Consider the following 19,001-nt stretch of genomic DNA (forward strand, 5'->3'; position numbering starts at 1 on the left):
CGGCAGACGGCAACAACAGCTGCTTCGGCATCGCCTGTCCGTGCCGGAAACAACCACGACGACAATAGGGTTCGCCATCGCCATCGTTCGTAACGCGCCCACGGTACGCGCGACTCCTGCGGTTCGGTCAACACCGCCAGACCCCCCGGTCACCTTCGTACAGCGAGTTAAGCACCGGGCAACGCAAGCCTCCACGTGATAGGCGATGTGACCATCACGGCTGCCGTCCCCGCCTTCGGCACGCAGTAGGCGCAACACCAGCACCGGCACACCCAGCGTTCGACGCAAATGGGCGACGACCGGCTCGACTCCGACCACCAGGGGCTGTCCACCGGAAAAGGCCCGGCGACACCAAGAGAATCCGAGCCCACCGTGACCCATGCGCTAACTGTCCGGCTCATTGCCTACAAGCATCACGGTCCGTGCCGGACAGGGACAGCGAATTATGCGGGAGCCCTCCGGTCCGCAGACGCAGCAGGTCCTCTGGCACCGTCGCCGCTTCGGTGCCCCAGCGGCGGCGCTCCAGCATCGACTCCACGCCGCCGTTCGAAGAGCGCCGACACTCCTCCGCGGCTACGCCTCGGCAAAGTGTGCGATCCAGGTGGGCATGTCAATCTGGTGTTGGGCATTGGAGAGACCGGTGAGGACACATGTTCCCAACGGCCCAAGCCGGTCGTACATTGTCGCGGTTCCCACTGAGATCCCCGCGGCCGCAACCTGATCCTGCGCCAGCAAGCCCAGTTCCGGCCCCACTGGAAGTCGGGACAGGGTCATCGTCATATCAGTATTGATGTAGCCGATGCCCTCGGTTCCCCAGTTGCACACCATGTTGGAAGTGTCGGCGACAAACGCCGCCCGCTGGAACGGGGTGATTTGCTCGCCTTCCACCAGCGGCCATACGTTCTGCCACGAATACTTGCGCTCATCATTCTGGCCCGCCACAAAGTCTTCGCTCCAATCTGCATCGCCAGACTTGAACAGCAGACCATCTCCCCCTGGCGCATCCAGGCGATGGGTCGGTGCGGGAAATTGATGGGCCGCCTGCCAGACCGCTCCCGGCGGTTGCTGGGAAATAGCCAGGAACATGGCAGTTGCGCGCACTCGCACAACGCCGTGTTGCACGATCGAAGCATCGACAACACGAACCCGCCTCCCGTCGCGCACGATGCTGCTTTGCACAACAACTGGCTCATTCAGCACCGGCTTGAGGAGATCGACAGTCATCCGCGCCGGAATGAAATCCTTTCCCGGAGAGTGTGTCTCCAACTCTCGGGCCAGTATGCCGCAGACACCGTGGCCACCGAGCTGCGTGGGAAGCCACGGGCTGGCAGCCCAACTGTTTCCAACATAGCAACCGTCAACGATCTTGAAGTATGCGGACATTCAGAAGCTCCTTACGATTGGGTGCGGCACCATTCGAACGTGCGACGAATTCATTTATGTCGTCTGAAGTCGGACCGGCATGCGACGAACTCCGACATGCTTGTTGCTTCGCGAATACTCCAGCGGACCTGTACTTGTCGGCTCCGCAACGTGGTCAAGTAGCTCGTTGAAGACGAGCCGCATCAATATGCGCGCGAACGCCGCGCCCATGCAGAAATGGCCGCCGATACCGAAGGTCACGTGCGGGTTGGGGTTGCGGCGGATATCAAAGTTATCCGGGTTGCTGAAGACTGCCGGGTCGCGGTTGGCCGATGCCCACCACAGAGTGACCTTGTCACCGGCGGCGATCCGGGCACCACCCAGTTCAGTGTCGCGCGTCGCGGTCCGTCGGTTGTACGTACTCACGGACGTGAAGCGAAGCATCTCATCAACCGCGCCGGAAAGCAGGCCACGGTCGGCACGAAGCTCATGCCACACTTGTGGCCGGTCGATAAGCGCCTGCATCCCCAGCGCTATCGAGTTTCGGGTCGTCTCGGCACCGGCGGCGATCAGGAGGCTAAAGAGGGTCGAGGTCTCAAGTTCCGTCAGTGGTGCGGGTACGCCATCCAGGCCCGGAACTTTTCCATGAACTGCCAAGGACAGCACATCATCAGCCGGGCATTTCCGCTTACTGTTCAGCAGCTCGACACTGTAGTGATACATTTCGTCCATCGATTTATGTAGCGACGGGCTCGTACCGCCGGGATCGCGGTCGACATGATCGAGGGATGCCACTGTCCATTCGAGCAACTTGTGACGATCTTCCTGCGGCACACCCAATAGCATGGCGGTCGCCTGCAATGGCAGCTCCGCAGCCACATCCTGCAAAAAGTCGCATTCCCCTTGTGCGATGGCGCCAGCGACAATTGCCTTCGCGCGTACTGCCAGTTCGTTTTCGTGGCCGGCAAGCGCCCTTGAAGTAAAGGGCGGGCTGAGCAGCTTCCGAACATGCATGTGACGCGGGTCATCGGTCATATTGAGCAGCACACCTGCCACCAGCCCGACTGGTAAATCATCGATCAGCACTCCGCCACCTTCGGTGCGCGGACCACCGTGGCTGGAAGAAAATGTCTTGATGTCCCGGGCCGCCGATACGACGTCTGAATATCGACTTACCACCCAGAACCCTTCGCCTCCTGGCGTGAATTCGGTCGGAGGATGCCATCGCACCGGATCATGTTCGCGCAGTCGGGCAAACTCATCGTAGGGAAACCCGTTTGCGAATAAATCCAAGTCTGTCAGATCGGCATACGGTTGTAGCGTTGAATTTGTATGCTGTGTCACAGATCCCCCTCACTCACGACTGTTGGTCCAACAGCAGACGTTATCACCACGTTGCGTCGATGCGTTTGGCATAATACTGCCAACGAAATGGCAGCATTATGCCAACACGGACACTAATGCGGATGTCCTGCATTCATATATGGTCCGAATATGACTGACATCAATCTGCCCCCGGCATTTCCGTTCCCGTACCACGAACGGCGGCTCGCTCCGGAGTTCGCGGACCGGCGAAAGTCGTGTCCATTCGGGACCGTTCGCCTGCAGAGCGGACACGACGCTGTACTGCTGGTTCGCAACGCCGATGTCGCTGCCGCTCTCGCCGACACCAGGCTCTCGCACAACATGACGGCCCCGGGATCGCCGCGCTTTGTCGAGGGCCCAAGCTATCTGGACGACCCTACGATGTTCGCGAACATGGAAGGGGCCGAACACCGCCGCATACGCCGCATCATCGCCTCCGCGTTCACTCCCCAGAGCATTGCGAACTGGCATCCCATGATCGAGCAGGTCGCCACCGAACTGGCCGAGGCCCTCGATCACGGCGGAAATCGGGCGGATGTCATGTCCGACTTCTGCATTCCCTTGCCCGTGACGATCATCAGGCGGCTGATCGGCGTGCCGGAAAGCGACGCGCCACAGTTCCGTGCCTGGTCCAACGCCTTTGTCTCTGGTGCGAAAATGACACTGGAACAGCGGATTCAGCAGATGACCGAGTTCACCGGGTACGTCGCTGAGCTGATTGCATACAAGCGAGCCCACCCTGGCACAGACCTGATCGACAAACTGATATCAACGCGCGACGGCGACGACCGACTCAGCGAACCCGAGCTCGTCACTCTGGTCACTTCGACCATCGCGGGGGGCAACGAAACGACCTCGAATTCGCTTGGCAGGCACCTACTGACGCTGCTCGACGATGACGGCGCACTCTGGAAGCAGCTCGTCGCCGACCAAGACCTCATACCGGCCGCCGTCGACGAACTCCTGCGCACAACCAAGCTCGGGGCCTTCTTTCCGATGCGACTGGCCACCGAGGACGTCGACCTGCCGTCCGGCCGCATCCTCGAAGGCCAGGCCGTTGTCGTCGCCGTCGCGTCCGGGCTGCGGGACGAGACCGTGTACCCCGACCCGGAAACCGTCAAACTCGATCGCCCGCAGGTACCCACACTGGCATTCGGTCGTGGACCGCATACCTGCCTCGGTATCAACCTCGCGCTGGCGGAGCTGCGCATCGGCCTCCGCGTGCTGGTGGAACGTTTCCCCTCGCTCCGACTGGACTGCGATGCGGACGAGTTGCGCTACACCGAAGGCGGACTCCTGAGTTCGCTCGTTTCCCTTCCGCTCGCGTGGTGACGTCAATGAAAATCGGGTTTTCCCTTCCGCAGATCGGGGCGCAGGCCCACCAGGCTGCGGGGATCGCGGAGTACGCCGCCGAGCTGGAGCGGGCTGGGGCGCACAGTCTATGGGTGGCGGAGCGGCTGATCGCTGCGACGAACCCGAAAATCGGCTACGGCGGATCATCGACCATTCCCGCATTGTTCAACTCGGTCCTGGACCCGTTCGTGGTCCTCGGGCTCGCGGCGGCTGCGACAAACCGGGTGCGCCTTGGCACGAATGTGCTGATAGCTCCCCTGTACAAGCCTGCCATGCTGGCGCGTTCGCTCACCACGCTCGAGGTGGCGAGCAACGGGCGCCTCGACACCGGTCTCGGGATCGGCTGGTCGCCGGACGAATACGAAGCGGCGGGCGTGCCATTCAGCCAACGCGGGGCGCGCCTCGATGAGATGATCGATGCACTCAAGGCCATCTGGACCAACGACCCGGCGAGCTACACCGGCAAGTACGTCTCGGTGCCCGAGCATCGCAGCGAACTGAAATCGTTGCAGCGCCCGCACCCGCCGATTCACCTGTCCGGTACCGCACCCGCCGCGCTCACCCGCATTGGGCACCGCGCCGACGGCTGGCTCCCGATGCTGTCCGAGCCGGGCCAGCCAGAGACGGACGCGCACCTGGTGGAGCTGCGCACGCAGATCGACCGCGCCGCCGAGGAAGCTGGCCGCGACCCCGCGTCGATCGCCACCGTGGTCCGCGTGAACGTCGCCCGCGGCACCAGCGACGACGAGATACTGGCCACGGTTGAAACCACCGCCAAGGTCACCGGATTCGACCACTTCCTCATCGAACTGCTGCAAGTCGGCGACGATCTCGAGACGATGACCGGCGTTGCGCTGCGTCTGCTGCAGCGCTGCGGATAGATGCTGCCTGTGGCTTCGGAGCCGCCGATCGCCGTGGCGCTGCGAATCCTGTGCACTTACGTACAGGCTCACTGAAGCAGAGAAGAAGGCGGTTGGCCTGGACCCCGCCCGGCACCAGCCAGCAGGAATAGGCCGAGAAATGGAACGCCGCGCTGACCGCGGTCGAAAACTGCCTATTCAGAACTCATTACGGGTGGCGCAATCGACCGAAATGGACACGTCTGACCCGATCGCTGGCGGCCCGCGGAATCCGGCCGAATGCCATCGGTGGGTTTGCTCGAGCTCCCAGAGATGATGCTCCGTCGCGGGCATCGGCCAGCAGCACTCGGCACGGTCCTGGTTCAGGTTCTTGTGCGGCAGATCGATGCCGCCCGATGTAGCCGAGAGCTTTGATCTCGTGGAACACGGTGCATCACCGGGGCGGCTTCGCGGCGTTGATGCGGGTGGGCGCGGTAGGGATCGGTCAGGCAGGCTCGATGGGGCGGCGGGCGGTGCGACCGGCAGGTTGTGAACCGCGCGGCAGTGGTTCAAAGTTGTTGTCTCGCGGTTCAATGTCTGCCGCTTCGGCCCGTCGCCGCCCAGGCCGGTACGCGCCACAGATGCCAGCGGTCGCTGATTTGCACTGGTGTTCATGTAGCCATGTCTCGAGCGTTCAAAGCGGACAAGCGGGAAGCGCTGTGCAGCAACTGGTTTCAGCGGAGATTCTTGAGATCGTCAACGCTCGATCCTCGAGGACAGGCCGTTGCGGCACGGGGATACGCGGCAGCACCTGCACCGCGGCCAGTCGGGCAGTGCTGCGCTGGTAGCATTCGCGAACTCTGTGAATCCGATCGCGAAATGCATTGCAGCACTGCGGTATCACAGTAGAGCGACGGACGGACACGCACCCACGTGAACACCGACCGGACGTTCAGCGACAGGTCTGCCGCCATTCGGTTGCGATAGCTGTGAACTCGCACACACCGCCAGGCGCGTTGCCGCCTTGGCCCGCGCCACCCACCGTCCGCTATCCGAACACCTTCTCTGGTCAATGGCAATTACCCGAAATAGCAAGCCCTACAACGTCATCCGCCTGACCCAGTGGGGACTCATGGCGTCAACCAGCCCCGACCACCGCCGAAAGTGCGCCAGAGCCGTCACTGATCTACTGTGAACAACGGAGGGGAGCGTGGCGATGTATTCAGCTACTGATGTAAGCACTGAAACTGGTGTCCGACTTGCTGATCAGGGTTCCGCGGATATCGGGTGGCTATTGGCGGAGTCACGTCGGCTGCTCGATCATGCGATAGCTGAGCACCATGACGCTCGTGAGAACGACGGGAATGTGATTCGGCTGCGACCAGGGGAAGGCTGGCAGTGCAATCTGCATCAGCTTCTCCAACGTGGTCACCAGGAGGCTTTGCTGGCGGTCGCGAGTCCGTTGCGGATTCAGCCGCATTATCGGGAGGGTCGGCGACTAGTTGCCGACATGCTCTCGACCGGCAAGGAGGTTCGCTTACTCTTCTCCCAGCGCTATACAACGACTCGTGATCACGAATCGTTGCGCGAGCAACCGGAGTTGCGCGATCAGATCAGGGTTTCCGAAGCGAACTTCGACAATATGATCATTATCGATCGGCAGATCGCGGCCGTCTGGGGTGGCACGGATGAGGAGCGTCCCTATGGCTTCGTGGTCAGCGATACGGACTTGTTGCGGGTCTTGCATCAGTTCGCCACGGTGCTCTGGGAGTCGGCACCGGGGTTGCCGGCCCATCTGACTCTGCGGCGGTCGGAGCTCGACCCGATCACGCTGGCGGTGCTGGGTGCGCTCGATCTCGGATTGACGGACGAGTTGGCTGCGCGTCGGCTCGCGGTGTCGGTGCGCACCTATCGCCGCCATGTCGCCGACATTATGGCTCGCCTAGGTGTTGCGACCAGATTCCAGATCGGTGCTCGTGCGATGGAGCTCGGTCTACTCAAAGCACCGGCCGAAGACTCGCTGCGGACAGTCACGTCCGTGGCCAACTAGTACCAAAACCGCGCAATCGGTGTGCGGCTTGGGTGTGTCACGCGGAATGGGTGGTGAATGGGGCAGCGGAACTGCCGGTAGAGAAGTGTTGTCCGCCAGGACATTCCCGCTCGACCGAGCAGTTCCGCGCCTACGTACGGGCATGCTGCTGCCACGAACTACGGCTGATGAATCAGCGCTAGTGCCCGCGCCGGGCATTGTCCGATAGCGTACTCGACGTCTTCGAGGTCGGCTTCGGTGATGGCATCGGTCAATCGACGCACCTGACCGTCGCTTCCCACTTCGAACAGATCAGGCCGGATGCCTTCACAAACGCCGTGACCAGTACAGGTCTGACCGACAACAAGCTTCATATCGATCTCACCACCCGACCGGAAGGGAAATGGGCGAGCTCAGAAGTCCGCCTTCACGATCCACGAGCACGCTCCGCTGATTGAGTAGGTAAGAAAACGGAAATGGACGGATATAACGAATGTCGGTCACATACAGAGCATATATAAATATGAGACATCTGGATTGGTCTCAACAATGGCAGAAAGCGGCCAATATATTGGTAGCATCCTGCCAGCCATCCATCGCAATATCCTAATGAAGTATTCGATAGCGAAACAACTGTCGGGAGTAGAGAAACGAAACTCACAGCCACCTGACCGAACAGGCGATTTGGCTGTGCTCGCCAGGGTTGTCGATTCATCCCGTCATGCGTGTTGTCGAGCGTGTCGGAGAAGGTCGTTCACCATGCGATGGTGGAGTCGGGCGAGCAGTCGGAGGTCGTCGGCAGGCCAGTCGGCGAGTGCGTCAGCCATATGTCGACGGTCGACGGCCCGGACTGCGTCTACCACCTCATGTCCGGCGTAGGTGATTTGAATCAGATGCGCGCGACCGTCGTTGGGATCGGCGATCCGGTTTATGAAACCTGCGTGTTGCAGGAGTTGCAGTTGACGAGTGATATGCGGGGCTGCGACGTCGAGCCGTATGGCAATTTCGCCGGGCCTCAATGGGCAGTCGGCGTCGGCCAGAACACGCAGTACCGTCATGGCGGCGCGGTTGACGTCTACACCCGCTTCGATGCAGGCCAGGCCATGTCGGCGCATGCGGGTCAGCAGATACGCGATGCGCGTGGTGCCGCGCTCCAATTCGTACGCATCGACCGCCTTATCGCTGGTGCCAGGCTTGGCGTGATCGGCGTACGCAGCGGTGGGAAGGATCATCCGTCGTAATGCCCGCCGTCGATTCGCAGCGTTGCGCCGGTGATGTAGCCCGACCGCGGGCTAGCGAGGAAAGCGACGAGTTCCGCGTATTCCTCAGGTGTGCCGACGCGACCGATGTCGTTCTGCGCCAGCGAGGCCTTCGGCGCGATCTCCTCGAGCGTGTCTCCCCAGCCTTGTGCCTTGCCCATGGCGAGCAGAGCATTCAGCGAGCCAGGGGTACGAATGCCGCCCGCCGCAACGGCATTCGACGTGACACCCGAGTGCTTCAACTCCCGGGCGAGTGAGCGGGAGAGAATATTGCGCGCAGCATTCGCTGCGGCGTAATGAGGTTGCGTGGCGGTCGGCATTTCGCCGGTGACGCTGCTGATCTGGATCACGCGCCCCCATCCGCGCGCCCGCATCTGTGGTACCAATCGCCGGATCATGCGCGCACTCGAGATCACGTTGATGTTATACAGTTCCGCCCACTGCTCGGCTGTGGTGTCCGCCCACGTCGCCCACGGATCGAAGACGCCGACATTGTTGACGAGGATGTCGATCGGCCCTCCCGTCAGCGCATCTGCCACCACAACCTCTGCTCCGACGTCTGTACCGAGATCGCCGAGCGTGGTACTCGCCTCGCCGCCTGCTTCACGGATTACCTTTGCCACCGCCGCCGTTCTGGACGAATCCCGCCCGTGCACGACGACGACGGCTCCTTCCTTCGCGAGGCACAGTGCGATCGCCTCACCCAGTCCACTGCTCGATCCAGTGATAAGTGCCCGTTTACCAGCAAGTTTCAGATCCATATTATCACCGTCTACGCCTTGTTCCGTTGATTAGCGAGTCCTGATCTGCACTGGTAGCCCACCCGCAAGCGAGGTGATGATACGCATCCGATGCCGGGGTTCCCAGCCCTCACGGAGTTGGAATGTGTACCGCTGCAATATCACCGCGAGTGTCGACAGGGCCTCCATATTGGCGAGACGGAACCCGATGCATTTTCGCGGACCGGCATTGAAAGGGAGGTAAGCGTTCCTGTTGATCTTGTCTGTGAGGAAGCGATTCGGCTCGAACTTGTCCGGTTCGTTCCAGAATCGGGGATCGCGATGGATTCCGTACGCGGAGAACAGGACTCGGGAGCCCTTGGGAATGAAATATCCGCCGATCTCGTCGTCCTCGATCGCGGTGCGCATGTTGGCCATCGACGATTGGATACGCTGCCCCTCATCGAAGCATGCCTTGAGATACGAAAGGCGCCCCACATTTGCGTACCCGATCGGTGCTCCGCCGATCGAATCGACCTCCTTGTATGCGCGCTCGAGCGTCGACGGGTTGGAAAGCATCAGGGCGAGTGTCCAGGCTATGGCTTCAGTGGTGGTTTCGAATCCGGCGAAAATCATGCCACTCACTTCCGAGAGCAGCCTGGCTTGTTGCAAATGCGGGCATTCGTCGAAGCTCATCTCCAACAGAGTGTCCAGGAGATCCGGCTCTGCGCCTGAGCCGTCCGCTCTCCGCTGTGCGATGAACCTCTCGAGATCGACGTGTACGGCGGCAAGTCCGGCTTGTCCCCGTCGCTGAAAAGGGCGCGGAAGGAAAGCCGGGAGATCATGCATCATGGAGCGATTCGCGGCGTAGCGGCTGAAATCCCGTGCAGACCGGACGTAGCTGTCCAGCTCCCCGGTCGCCATGATCACTCCGAATACCGCGCGCATCAACCCGTCCAGGACGACGGTGCCGAGTTCATGCTCGAGATCGATCCAATCCGCGGTATCGGCGTACTTCGCCCAGGCATCGACACGGGCAGTGACCCCTGATGTCAGCTTGGGGGTGATTCGCTCCAACGCCTGTTCCGTGAAGTGAGGGTTGAGCGGTCGGCGAACCTGTCTCCAGTCCTCGCCCTCCAAGAACGCCAACGACAGCGGTTGACCGTCCGTGAGCTCCTGGTAAGACTCGCCTTTGACATAGCGATGATGGTGCCGGACCAAGATGTGGTCGACGTGATCCGGGTGGCTGACCAATGTCACCGGTGGGTTATCGCGTCCCGGCACCGGCAGGTCGACTACATCGCCGTACCGGCGAGACACCTCGGGTATGACCGCGTACGTTTCCCGACGCCTGGCCACAACCAACTTCAACAGGGTCGCCAAACTTGGTCCCGGCGGCCGATTTTGGGCCGTATGACTTTGAGTTACCGATGAAGCTTTACTCATCTCTCCTCAATTCACGATGATCAGAATATTGTGTTCGGTTCCAACGCTTTTGATACATGTACTAGTCAGCTGCTCCAACCTTGGTCTCCTCGTTCGCAGCCGAAGTCGGTGCCGCGGAGGGTGGTTTGCTGGAGGCGAAGAACGCTGCGGTGACGGCGCAGACCACCAACAGGCCGACCGGGAGGTAGAGCGAATCGGACAGCGCCGAGCTGAAGGGCGCCTTGATGAAGTCGGGGAGATGGCCGCCTGCGTCGGTCGAGGCGCTGGGGAGTGCATGTGCCGCCATGCGCGCGGCAAGTAGTGCACCGATGCCCGCGCTGCCGAGTGCCGAGCCGAGCTGGCGGGTGGTGTTGTAGATGCCCGAGGCCGCACCCATGTACTCGAGCGGCAGGGTCCGCATGGTGGTCGCGGGCAGAGGCGCCCAGATGAATGCGTTGCCGACACCACAGACCGCCCCCGCCACGACCACCAGCGGGATGGATCCGTTCGGAGTGACGAGGGCGATGAACCACCACACCCCCACCGCGAATGCGGTGAAACCAAACGTCAGCAAATAACGGGGTGGCACCTTGTCCGCCAATTTGCCGACCAGCGGCGACAAACTGCCGGACACGATCGCCATGGGTGCGACGACCAACGCAGCCTTGGTCGGCGACAGATCGCGTACCGCCTGCAGGTAGAAATACGACGGCACTATTTGCGCCGTCGCTGCCGCCGCCAGCGCGCTGGTGACGACATTCCCGAGCGCGAAGTTGCGGTTTCGGAAGACACTCAGCGGTACCAGCGGCTCGAGGCTGTTGCGGTTCTGGTAGATCAGGAACATCACGAGGACGGCGAGGCCGCCGAGGATCAGGCCCCAGATCCAGCCCGCCCAGTGGTAAGCGTTGCCTTCCTGAATACCGATCACGAGCGCCGACATCCCGATTGCAACCAACACCATCCCCACGATGTCGAAACGATGGCTGTTGGTCGGTAGCACCGGAATCAACCGCGCGCCCAACACGAACGCGATCACCCCGATTGGCAGATTCACATAAAAGATCCACTGCCAACCGCCATTATCGACGAGCAAACCGCCGAATATCGGGCCGATCAACGCCGCGATGCCCGCGACGCCACCCCACACACCCATTGCCGCACCGCGCTTGTCCGAAGGGAAGATTCGACCGATCACCGCCATCGTCTGCGGCGCGATCAATGCCGCGCCGAGGCCCTGCACCGCTCGCGCGGCGATCAGCGAATCGATGCTGCTGGCCATTCCGCACCACAGCGACGCCAGCGTAAAGATCGAAAGTCCGCCCAGATACATATATTTCGGCCCGAACCGGTCGCCGAGACGGCCGGTGATGAGCAGCGGCACCGCGAACGTGAGTAGGTACGCGCTGGTCACCCAGATGACCTTGGACAAGTCAGTGTGCAGACCGGTCATGATCGCCGGATTCGCAACTCCGACGATGGTCATGTCCAGCAGTATCATGAAGTAGCCCATGCACAGCGCGCCCAACGCCGCCCAGGGATTTATCCCATTCCCGAACTGTTGATTCGAAGCCACGCCCCGACCTTTCCCCTGACCGCCCGGATCGCGATGGCACACCCGATGATTGGGTGGTACATCGTTGCCCCGTCAGCATTCTCGCTGAACTACTCGCGATAGTTATTTCAGCAGTGGACATTAGCACTATGTCGCGGTGGCGAGTTGACATAATGCTGCCAAGGCAATGGCAGTGTCCTGCCATCGTCGATATTGGTGCGAATAACAACGGTTAAGCATTTGCGAAGAGGTCGGACGTGGCCTAATGTGAAATCGAGCCCGACGAGACGGGCAGCTTCCTTCTGGGTAGGACTTACCCAATGGGGCGGGATTCTTCAAACACTGAAGTCGACTTTCGGTCATATGTTGACCTTTGTCGGCCTCATTATTTTCAAGGGGAATGTTGCATGACCATCGCATATTTGCTCGGGGGACAAATTCCGTTAGCTGCGGGATTAGTCACGGAATACTGCGTTCGATTCCCTGCTATCCGTGAAGTATTCGAGCAGGCGGCGCGCTGGACCGAACTGGACACGTCGGACCTGATCGCCGGCAAGTTCGACGGAGAAGGCGAACTCGTCCAGAGCTTCGGCGCCGTGCGCCAGGCGTCACTGATAGTGGGGATGCACGATGTGCTGGCGAACCGCAACATCCGGCCGGATGTCATCGGCGGGCTCAGCCTCGGCGGTTTGGTGAGCGCCTGCCTCGCTGGCGGAGTTGATCGACAGCAACTGTTCGAGATGCTGCACTACCAACGCCTCATCCCCGAGGTGCCAGCCGACTCGCCACTACAGGGGATGGCCGTGGCAACCTTGGCGGAGAGTGGCGTCATCGAGGAATACGTCAGCCCCGTCCGGCCCGGGATCTACCTGGCCGCGGACTACGGCGTCGTGCCCGGCGAGGACAAACGAGTCATCGTGCTCGCCGGATATCGAGCGGACTTGGCCGCTCTCGCGGCCGAACAACCTACTCGGATCCGAATGTTGGAGGAGTACGTCGGCGCCTTCCATACCCCGCTCGTGCAGCATGTAGCGGATTTCATGGCGCACCATATCTCCGGGATGACCTTCCATGATCCGAAGATCACCCTGTGTTCGCCCCATCAGACCGGCGTCATCAAGACAGCCGACGAGGTTCGCGAGTTGTTCCTCACTCAGTACCTCAACCCTATCCGGGTGCACCTTCTCATGAACGAAGTCAACCATTTCGGCGCAGAGGATGCGATCGTGCTGGGGCCCGGGATGCCCCAAGGCTACGTCGCTAATCGGCTCACCTTGAAGTTTGTCCTCTCAGCGTACGATCTGGCCACTCTCTGAGGACACTGCCGCCGAGACCCCCGCCCTGGTGCGTTCGCCGCGGCGATGATGTTCGCGCGGATGCTCGCCCGTGGCTCACAACAACTCTCGAGCATTCGCGCGACATTTCACAGTTTCAGTGTGGCCGAGTCGCGCCCGGCGCCTATCCGTTGCCGCTACTACCGAGAAGGGCCCCGGAACCACTGGTTCCGGGGCCCTTCTCGGTAGTAGCGGGGACAGGATTTGAACCTGCGACCTCTGGGTTATGAGCCCAGCGAGCTACCGAGCTGCTCCACCCCGCGTTGGGTGTTCACTACCTTACAGACACGCTGTAGTAGGAACCTAATCGCCTGGTGGTGGATGATTTTCCGGGAAGCGGGCCACTCCGAGCAACACCCTCATGATCTCCGGATACCGATCGATGAGAAAGGCCCGGAACCGAGCGGTTCCGGGCCTTTCTCGTAGTAGCGGGGACAGGATTTGAACCTGCGACCTCTGGGTTATGAGCCCAGCGAGCTACCGAGCTGCTCCACCCCGCGTCGGTGAATACAACATTACACAGAGGACGGGAGATGCACCTAATCGGGTGGTCAGAGGGGGTTTTCAGGCCTCGGCGGTAGCTGCGGGGACGAGGTCCGGGGCGGAGCGGGACGTGGAACGGGCGGGGGCGGTGGCGAAGTGGCGGGCGGCGAGCATGAGGGCCAGTGCCGCGGCGAGCATCATGAGGAGGACCGCGACGGAGGTCCAGAACATCGTGTCGTAGAGGGAGATGTCGGCGCGGATGATGGCTCGGCGGGCGAAGGTCATGGGTGAGATGTCTTGGAAGGGGCGGAAGGCGGGGGGTGTTGTGCCGGCGGGGAATACGCCGCCGAAGGTGAAGATCTGGAACATGTAGAAGGCGAAGGCGGCTATGGAGCCGGTTACTCGGCCGAAGAGGATGACGAAGAGTTGGGTCGTGGTGGCGGCTACCGCACCTACGAGGGCCAGGACGGCGATCATGGCGGGCCAGTTGTCCGGGGACCATCCTGTCGAGCGGCCGTAGATCGCGGCGAGGGCGGCTACGGCGATGACGGCTGCCGTGCCGACGGCCGCGCCGCGGAGAAGAGGGGTGGCGGAGCGGAGCAGCGGGGTGCGGCCGGTCGCGTGGCCTCGCAACGGGCGCAACAGCATCCAGAGGATGATGGCGGCCAGGAAGGTGCCCATGACGATGAGGGCGGGGGCGGCGCCTCTGGCGATTTCCTTGTGGCTGCGGTCGCCGCCGCGGACCAGTTGGCTCGGCTCCTGGTTGCGGATGTCCATGGTGATCGGCTGGGCGATCACGTCGGCGGAGGCGTTGGGATCGGTGATGTGGGGGGCGGCGGAGGCGCCGTCGCGCAGGCCGGTGTCGAGCTGGATTGCGCCGTCGTCCAATTGGGTGACGCCGGAGCGGAGTTCGTGGCCGCCGTCGGCGAGTTGACGCAGGCCGGTGGAGAGTTCGGTGGCGCCCGCGCCGAGTTGGACCGCACCGTCACGGAGTTGGGTCGAGCCATCGGCGAGGGCCAGGACGCCGGCGCGGTATTCGGCCTTGGGGTCGGTGAGCTGGCGGGCCAGTTCCTTGGTGCCGTCACGCAATTGGGTGAGCTGGCTGACCAGGGAATCGGGGTCGCCGGGGTGGGCCTGGCCGATCAGGCCCTTCAGCTGGGTGGCGGCATCGGCCAGGGACGGGTCGGGGTTCTTGCTCAGCTCGTCGAGCAGCGGATTCAGTTGGGCCGCGAGCTTTCCGGCGGGCTCGAGTGCGTCGAGGAGGGGCGTGATGACTTGATCGACGCCGTCGCGGATCTGGGTCGCACCGGTGCCGAGTTGATCGGTGCCGGTAACCAACTCGCGGGCTCCGTCGGCGAGTTGCACGGTGCCGGTGTGGAGTTCGCGGGTCCCGGCCACGAGTTGGGTAGCGCCGGTGGCGGCCTCGTCGAGCCCGGTCGAGAGTTGCCCGGAGCCGTCGGCGAGCTGGGCGGTGCCCTGCGCCAACTGGGTCGCACCCTTCGACGCGTCGGCGATGCCGGTGCCGAGACTGTTGACGCCGACCAGGATCTGCGAGGCGTAGCCGCGACCGATGGTGGCGGCGATCTGGTTCTGGGCGTCGGCGATCACACTGTTGGCGACGGCGGGACCGAGGGTGCCGTTGAAGTCGTTGTACCAGACCGCGATTCGGGCGCGCTGCGGGACGGGATCGGTCACGCTCAGCACACTGCGGGTGAAGTCCGCGGGGATGACGACGGAGAAGGCGTAGCGGCTCTCACGCAGGCCCTGCACGGCTTCGGCGCTGCTGACCCGATGGAACTGCAGCTCGCCGCCGGACACCAGCGTGTCGAGAATCTCGGTACCCATATTCTGGGCCTTGCCGTCGGAGACGCCGCCGACATCGTCGCTGGCGACCGCCACCGGGATCTGCTTCAGGTACAGCTCCGGGTCCCACATGATCCACATGTAGACCGCCGAGATCAGGGTGGGGACCACCAGGAACAGCACCACGAGCACCCGAAGCGGTTTCGAGGCCCGGCGCGTCTCGAGCAGCTCGCGGATGCGAGCGCGAATGGATGTCGATCTGTCTGCCACGGCGAAACCCCGATACTGCCCAGTGAAACGGTCGAGCCCAAGCTAGTTGGTCGCTCGTCCAGTATGGGTGGAATCGGGGAAATTGTCCTGCCGAGTCAGCGAATCGCGTCCACCACCAGCGCCGTCGTGTTATCGGTGCCGCCTCGCCCGAGCGCCGCACCGACCAGTCGCTCCGCGGCCGGCCCCGCCGAGGACCCCTGCGCCAGGATCGATTTGATGATCGGCATGCCGAGCTGCTTGCCCACCCCGTCACTGCACAGCAGCAGCCGCCCCGCGCTCGACCCGGTGGACGTCCGGCCGATATCGCCGGGGCGCACCGTGCGCACCGACGTGGTCACCAGATGCCGCATGCCGGGCAACGGGTCGTGCCCACGCGCCCGGAAGTATTCGGCCACCGTGTGATCGGTGGTCATGCGATGCAGGACGCGGCCGTTCCAGCGGTAGGCCCGGCAGTCCCCGACCCACGCGATATCGCACGGCCCGTCCGGCTGCCCCCGACTCGGCAGCACCGCGACCACCAGCACGCAGTCGGCTGCGGACTCGGGTAGCTCGTCCACCAATCCCCGCTGCGCGGCCAGGATTCCAGCCTCCGCGCCGTCGACGACCGCCACCTTCGCCGCGATCGAGGCCGCCAGTCGCGCCGCCCGGGCCGCGGCCAGATGATCACCGACCCCGTCGGCCACCACGAAAGCGCTACGTCCACTCCCCATATCCGTGAACGTGGCGAAGGCGTCCGCATTGACGGTCCGCCGCCCCAGCCGACTCACCCCCGACCCGGCCACCCGGACGAGCGGCGGCCCCGCGATATCGGCCTCGACGGCCGCGATGTCTCCCACCTCGATGGCTTCGGTGTGCACGACCCGACCTCCTGGGACTCGGCCTCACGGGGTGCTGTCGACCAGCACTACCCATTCAACGGGCGAAACCCCTGCTCCGCTCCCGAATTGCCTGTGGGCTTGCTGAGGAACCGCCGAACCGACCCCGCGAATTCAGTGCTACGCCGTGTAACGGATACCATCGCACCCGTGGCCAAGCTCAAGGTTTCCGTAGACGTCCCGATCCCGCCCGACCAGGCCTGGTCGCACGCCTCCGACCTGCCCGAACTGGACAAATGGCTGACCCTGCACGAAGGCTGGCGCGGACCGATCCCCGACGACCTCACGCCCGGTACCCGGCTCATCGGCGTCGCCACCGTCAAAGGCTTCCGCAACCGGGTCACCTGGACGGTCAAGACCGCCGAACCCCCGAACCGCCTGATCCTCAACGGTTCCGGAATCGGCGGCACCAAGTTCGGCATCGAACTGCGCGTCGCACCGAGTTCGACCGGCTCGCAGGTCACCGCGAACTTCGAACTGGGCGGCGCACCCCTGTTCGGCCCGATCGGCTCGGCGGTCGCACGCGCCCTGCGCGGCGACATCGAACGGTCCCTGGAACGATTCGTGCAGCTCTACGGCTGACACGCCGCAGGCACTAGAATCTGGGCATTCGCACAGAATGCCCAGATGCCTGTGCACCGAACAGAGTTGGGGAGGCATGGGCAGTCCCGCGCGCGAGCAACCCCGGCAGGAACGCAGCCGGCTGCGGCGCGAGGCGCTGGTCCGCGCGGCGCTGGAGTTGATCGCCGAGCAGGGGCCCGCCGCAGTCACCCATCGCGGGGTGGCCGCCCGCGCCGAACTGCCGGGGGCGACGACCGGATACTTCTTCGCCTCCGTCCAGGATCTGATCGACGAAGCGCTCGCGCTGCAGGTGCGGGACCGCATCGCCGAATTCGGCCCGATGTTCGAGCACGCCCTCGCCGAACGACCCACCCTCGACGAGCTGCTGCGACTCATCGCGGTCACCGCCGCCCGTTCCCGCACCGCGGTGATCGCCCAGTTCCAGCTGTATCTGGACGCCGGGCGGCGACCCGAACTGGAGGGTCCCGTCACCGAGGCGCTCGAACAGTTCGAAGCGCTCGCCGCGCGGGTGCTGCGCGCCTGCGGGGCCGTCGATCCCGAGGAGGCGGCGGGGCAGATCGTGGCCATGATCGACGGTTTCCTGCTGCATCGCCTCGGCCGACCGCGCACCCGGGCGGTGGAAGCCGATTCCCTGCATCAGGCGTTGCGCGCGCTGGCCCTGTCGCATCTCGCCGGTCCCGAACGCGATTCGGCCGACCGGCTGCTGCAACGACGCGTCGGGCCGGAACCCGAGTAACTCTCGCAAACCCGAGCGGCGCAGCGATTCACCCAAAGATCCTGTACAAATGCACAGATTCCCATAATCTGTACATCCGCACAGATTTCAGCCTCGACCGAGATGAGGACATATGCGTTCGGCACTGACCGGCCTCGCCGCCGCGGCCGCCACCGTCACGACCACGCTCCTGACACCCCTATCGGCGGCCGCCGCCCCGCAGGACTACGACACCTACGTCGCCCTGGGCGACTCGTTCGCCGCCGGACCCTTGGTGCCGACCCAGAACGGCGACGCCGGAACCTGCCTGCAATCAACCGACAACGGGTATCCAGCACAACTGGCCGCCACCCTCGGCGTCCGGAACTTCCGCAACGTGACCTGCTCCGGAGCCAAGGCCCAGGAATTCGGCCAGGCCGGTCCCGGCTGGGGTCGCGGGGCGACACCCCAGTACGACGCCCTGCGCGCCGATACCGATCTGGTCACCCTCACCATCGGCGCGAACGACGCCGGATTGTTCCAGGATCTGATCGGCTGCCTGAACCCGTTGCCGGGCAACGCCGCCCGCGCCTGCGTGGACCGGTTCACCGCCGGCGGCGTCGACCAGCTCGCCGCGAAGGTGGACGCGGCCGCCCCCGTCATCGGCGGCGCGCTCGACGAGATCGCCCGCCGCGCACCGCACGCCCGCATCGTGATCACCACCTACGCCGACTATCTGCGGCCCGGTGGCTGCCCGAGCCTGGCGGCCCCCATCGCGCCGCGCGACGCCGACTACCTGCAGACCACCATCGACCGGCTGGGCGACCGCATCGCCGAGCAGGCCGCCACCCACGGCGCGACCTTCGTCGACCTCCGCCCCGCCGCGCTGGGCCACGACTCCTGCGCCGCTCCCGAGGATCGCTGGATCGAGCCCCTGGTACCCGCGTCCGCGGCCGCGCCGTTCCATCCCAATGCGCGTGGCGGGCAAGCGATCGCGGCGGTGATCGCGAACGCGCTGTGAACGCATAGCGACCGGGGCGGCCGAATCACCCGAATA

At 63.5% G+C, this 19,001-nt stretch carries 17 protein-coding genes and 2 tRNA genes; 7 read left to right on the top strand and 12 right to left on the bottom strand.

The window, feature by feature from the left end; translation table 11 throughout:
- Nucleotides 1–573 precede the first annotated feature (573 nt).
- On the bottom strand, nt 574–1,383 hold the full coding sequence (locus tag ACQP06_RS28260; RefSeq protein ID WP_433667619.1) for an acyl-CoA thioesterase domain-containing protein: 810 nt from the start codon (nt 1,381–1,383) through the stop codon (nt 574–576).
- A 54-nt stretch (nt 1,384–1,437) separates the two neighbouring features.
- Nucleotides 1,438–2,706, bottom strand: coding sequence for a cytochrome P450 (locus tag ACQP06_RS28265; RefSeq protein WP_433667620.1), 1,269 nt, complete (start codon nt 2,704–2,706; stop codon nt 1,438–1,440).
- A 150-nt stretch (nt 2,707–2,856) separates the two neighbouring features.
- On the opposite strand from ACQP06_RS28265, the gene ACQP06_RS28270 reads away from it, so the two are divergent.
- Complete coding sequence (locus tag ACQP06_RS28270) at nt 2,857–4,059, top strand: cytochrome P450 (protein ID WP_433667622.1); 1,203 nt, start codon at nt 2,857–2,859, stop codon at nt 4,057–4,059.
- Between the two features lie 5 nt (nt 4,060–4,064).
- Nucleotides 4,065–4,961, top strand: coding sequence for a TIGR03619 family F420-dependent LLM class oxidoreductase (locus ACQP06_RS28275; protein WP_433667624.1), 897 nt, complete (start codon nt 4,065–4,067; stop codon nt 4,959–4,961).
- A 1,261-nt stretch (nt 4,962–6,222) separates the two neighbouring features.
- Here the strand turns inward: ACQP06_RS28275 and ACQP06_RS28280 are convergent.
- Complete coding sequence (locus ACQP06_RS28280) at nt 6,223–6,399, bottom strand: hypothetical protein (protein WP_433667626.1); 177 nt, start codon at nt 6,397–6,399, stop codon at nt 6,223–6,225.
- A 30-nt stretch (nt 6,400–6,429) separates the two neighbouring features.
- On the opposite strand from ACQP06_RS28280, the gene ACQP06_RS28285 reads away from it, so the two are divergent.
- Nucleotides 6,430–6,969 (top strand): hypothetical protein, encoded by a 540-nt coding sequence (locus tag ACQP06_RS28285; protein ID WP_433667627.1) that lies wholly within the window; start codon nt 6,430–6,432, stop codon nt 6,967–6,969.
- 158 nt (nt 6,970–7,127) lie between these two features.
- Here ACQP06_RS28285 and ACQP06_RS28290 read toward each other — a convergent pair whose 3' ends face one another.
- From ACQP06_RS28290 to ACQP06_RS28310, 5 genes are all read right to left on the bottom strand, one after another.
- Complete coding sequence (locus ACQP06_RS28290; RefSeq protein WP_433667629.1) at nt 7,128–7,322, bottom strand: ferredoxin; 195 nt, start codon at nt 7,320–7,322, stop codon at nt 7,128–7,130.
- 345 nt (nt 7,323–7,667) lie between these two features.
- Nucleotides 7,668–8,180 (bottom strand): MarR family winged helix-turn-helix transcriptional regulator, encoded by a 513-nt coding sequence (locus ACQP06_RS28295; protein ID WP_433667631.1) that lies wholly within the window; start codon nt 8,178–8,180, stop codon nt 7,668–7,670.
- Nucleotides 8,177–8,968, bottom strand: coding sequence for an SDR family NAD(P)-dependent oxidoreductase (locus ACQP06_RS28300; protein WP_433667633.1), 792 nt, complete (start codon nt 8,966–8,968; stop codon nt 8,177–8,179). Before ACQP06_RS28300 ends, ACQP06_RS28295 begins: the two co-directional genes overlap by 4 nt.
- Nucleotides 8,969–8,998: 30 nt before the next feature.
- A complete protein-coding gene (locus ACQP06_RS28305; RefSeq protein WP_433667634.1) occupies nt 8,999–10,372 on the bottom strand; it encodes a cytochrome P450 in 1,374 nt (457 codons plus the stop codon).
- 61 nt (nt 10,373–10,433) lie between these two features.
- On the bottom strand, nt 10,434–11,924 hold the full coding sequence (locus ACQP06_RS28310; RefSeq protein ID WP_433667636.1) for a DHA2 family efflux MFS transporter permease subunit: 1,491 nt from the start codon (nt 11,922–11,924) through the stop codon (nt 10,434–10,436).
- A gap of 386 nt (nt 11,925–12,310) precedes the next feature.
- On the opposite strand from ACQP06_RS28310, the gene ACQP06_RS28315 reads away from it, so the two are divergent.
- A complete protein-coding gene (locus ACQP06_RS28315; RefSeq protein ID WP_433667638.1) occupies nt 12,311–13,219 on the top strand; it encodes a hypothetical protein in 909 nt (302 codons plus the stop codon).
- 207 nt (nt 13,220–13,426) lie between these two features.
- On the opposite strand, the gene ACQP06_RS28320 is transcribed toward ACQP06_RS28315, so the two are convergent.
- The 4 genes from ACQP06_RS28320 to ACQP06_RS28335 all read right to left on the bottom strand — a co-directional run bounded on the left by ACQP06_RS28320 (nt 13,427) and on the right by ACQP06_RS28335 (nt 16,650).
- Nucleotides 13,427–13,500 (bottom strand) — tRNA-Met (locus tag ACQP06_RS28320).
- A 163-nt stretch (nt 13,501–13,663) separates the two neighbouring features.
- Nucleotides 13,664–13,737 (bottom strand) — tRNA-Met (locus ACQP06_RS28325).
- A gap of 64 nt (nt 13,738–13,801) precedes the next feature.
- Complete coding sequence (locus ACQP06_RS28330; RefSeq protein ID WP_433667640.1) at nt 13,802–15,793, bottom strand: YhgE/Pip family protein; 1,992 nt, start codon at nt 15,791–15,793, stop codon at nt 13,802–13,804.
- A gap of 95 nt (nt 15,794–15,888) precedes the next feature.
- Entirely contained in the window at nt 15,889–16,650 is a 762-nt protein-coding gene (locus tag ACQP06_RS28335; RefSeq protein WP_433667641.1) for a PP2C family protein-serine/threonine phosphatase, read from the bottom strand.
- Between the two features lie 168 nt (nt 16,651–16,818).
- On the opposite strand from ACQP06_RS28335, the gene ACQP06_RS28340 reads away from it, so the two are divergent.
- The 3 genes from ACQP06_RS28340 (at nt 16,819) to ACQP06_RS28350 (ending at nt 18,965) form a co-directional block, all read left to right on the top strand.
- Nucleotides 16,819–17,250 carry a type II toxin-antitoxin system Rv0910 family toxin gene (locus ACQP06_RS28340; RefSeq protein WP_433667642.1) on the top strand — a complete coding sequence of 144 codons (432 nt, stop codon included), beginning with the start codon at nt 16,819–16,821 and terminating at the stop codon, nt 17,248–17,250.
- Nucleotides 17,251–17,326: 76 nt separating this feature from the next.
- Nucleotides 17,327–17,986 carry a TetR/AcrR family transcriptional regulator gene (locus ACQP06_RS28345; RefSeq protein ID WP_433667644.1) on the top strand — a complete coding sequence of 220 codons (660 nt, stop codon included), beginning with the start codon at nt 17,327–17,329 and terminating at the stop codon, nt 17,984–17,986.
- 112 nt (nt 17,987–18,098) lie between these two features.
- Complete coding sequence (locus ACQP06_RS28350) at nt 18,099–18,965, top strand: SGNH/GDSL hydrolase family protein (RefSeq protein WP_433667646.1); 867 nt, start codon at nt 18,099–18,101, stop codon at nt 18,963–18,965.
- Nucleotides 18,966–19,001 lie beyond the last annotated feature (36 nt).

Source organism: Nocardia sp. CA-136227 (assembly GCF_050955695.1).
GTDB lineage: Bacteria > Actinomycetota > Actinomycetes > Mycobacteriales > Mycobacteriaceae > Nocardia.

Coding starts and splice junctions, on each gene's coding strand:
- ACQP06_RS28290 (WP_433667629.1), bottom strand. CDS start 7,322: ATGAAGCTTGTTGTCGGTCAGACCTGTACTGGTCACGGCGTTTGTGAA.
- ACQP06_RS28270 (WP_433667622.1), top strand. CDS start 2,857: ATGACTGACATCAATCTGCCCCCGGCATTTCCGTTCCCGTACCACGAA.
- ACQP06_RS28280 (WP_433667626.1), bottom strand. CDS start 6,399: ATGCGGCTGAATCCGCAACGGACTCGCGACCGCCAGCAAAGCCTCCTG.
- ACQP06_RS28300 (WP_433667633.1), bottom strand. CDS start 8,968: ATGGATCTGAAACTTGCTGGTAAACGGGCACTTATCACTGGATCGAGC.
- ACQP06_RS28345 (WP_433667644.1), top strand. CDS start 17,327: ATGGGCAGTCCCGCGCGCGAGCAACCCCGGCAGGAACGCAGCCGGCTG.
- ACQP06_RS28260 (WP_433667619.1), bottom strand. CDS start 1,383: ATGTCCGCATACTTCAAGATCGTTGACGGTTGCTATGTTGGAAACAGT.
- ACQP06_RS28350 (WP_433667646.1), top strand. CDS start 18,099: ATGCGTTCGGCACTGACCGGCCTCGCCGCCGCGGCCGCCACCGTCACG.
- ACQP06_RS28295 (WP_433667631.1), bottom strand. CDS start 8,180: ATGATCCTTCCCACCGCTGCGTACGCCGATCACGCCAAGCCTGGCACC.
- ACQP06_RS28275 (WP_433667624.1), top strand. CDS start 4,065: ATGAAAATCGGGTTTTCCCTTCCGCAGATCGGGGCGCAGGCCCACCAG.
- ACQP06_RS28315 (WP_433667638.1), top strand. CDS start 12,311: ATGACCATCGCATATTTGCTCGGGGGACAAATTCCGTTAGCTGCGGGA.
- ACQP06_RS28305 (WP_433667634.1), bottom strand. CDS start 10,372: ATGAGTAAAGCTTCATCGGTAACTCAAAGTCATACGGCCCAAAATCGG.
- ACQP06_RS28285 (WP_433667627.1), top strand. CDS start 6,430: ATGCTCTCGACCGGCAAGGAGGTTCGCTTACTCTTCTCCCAGCGCTAT.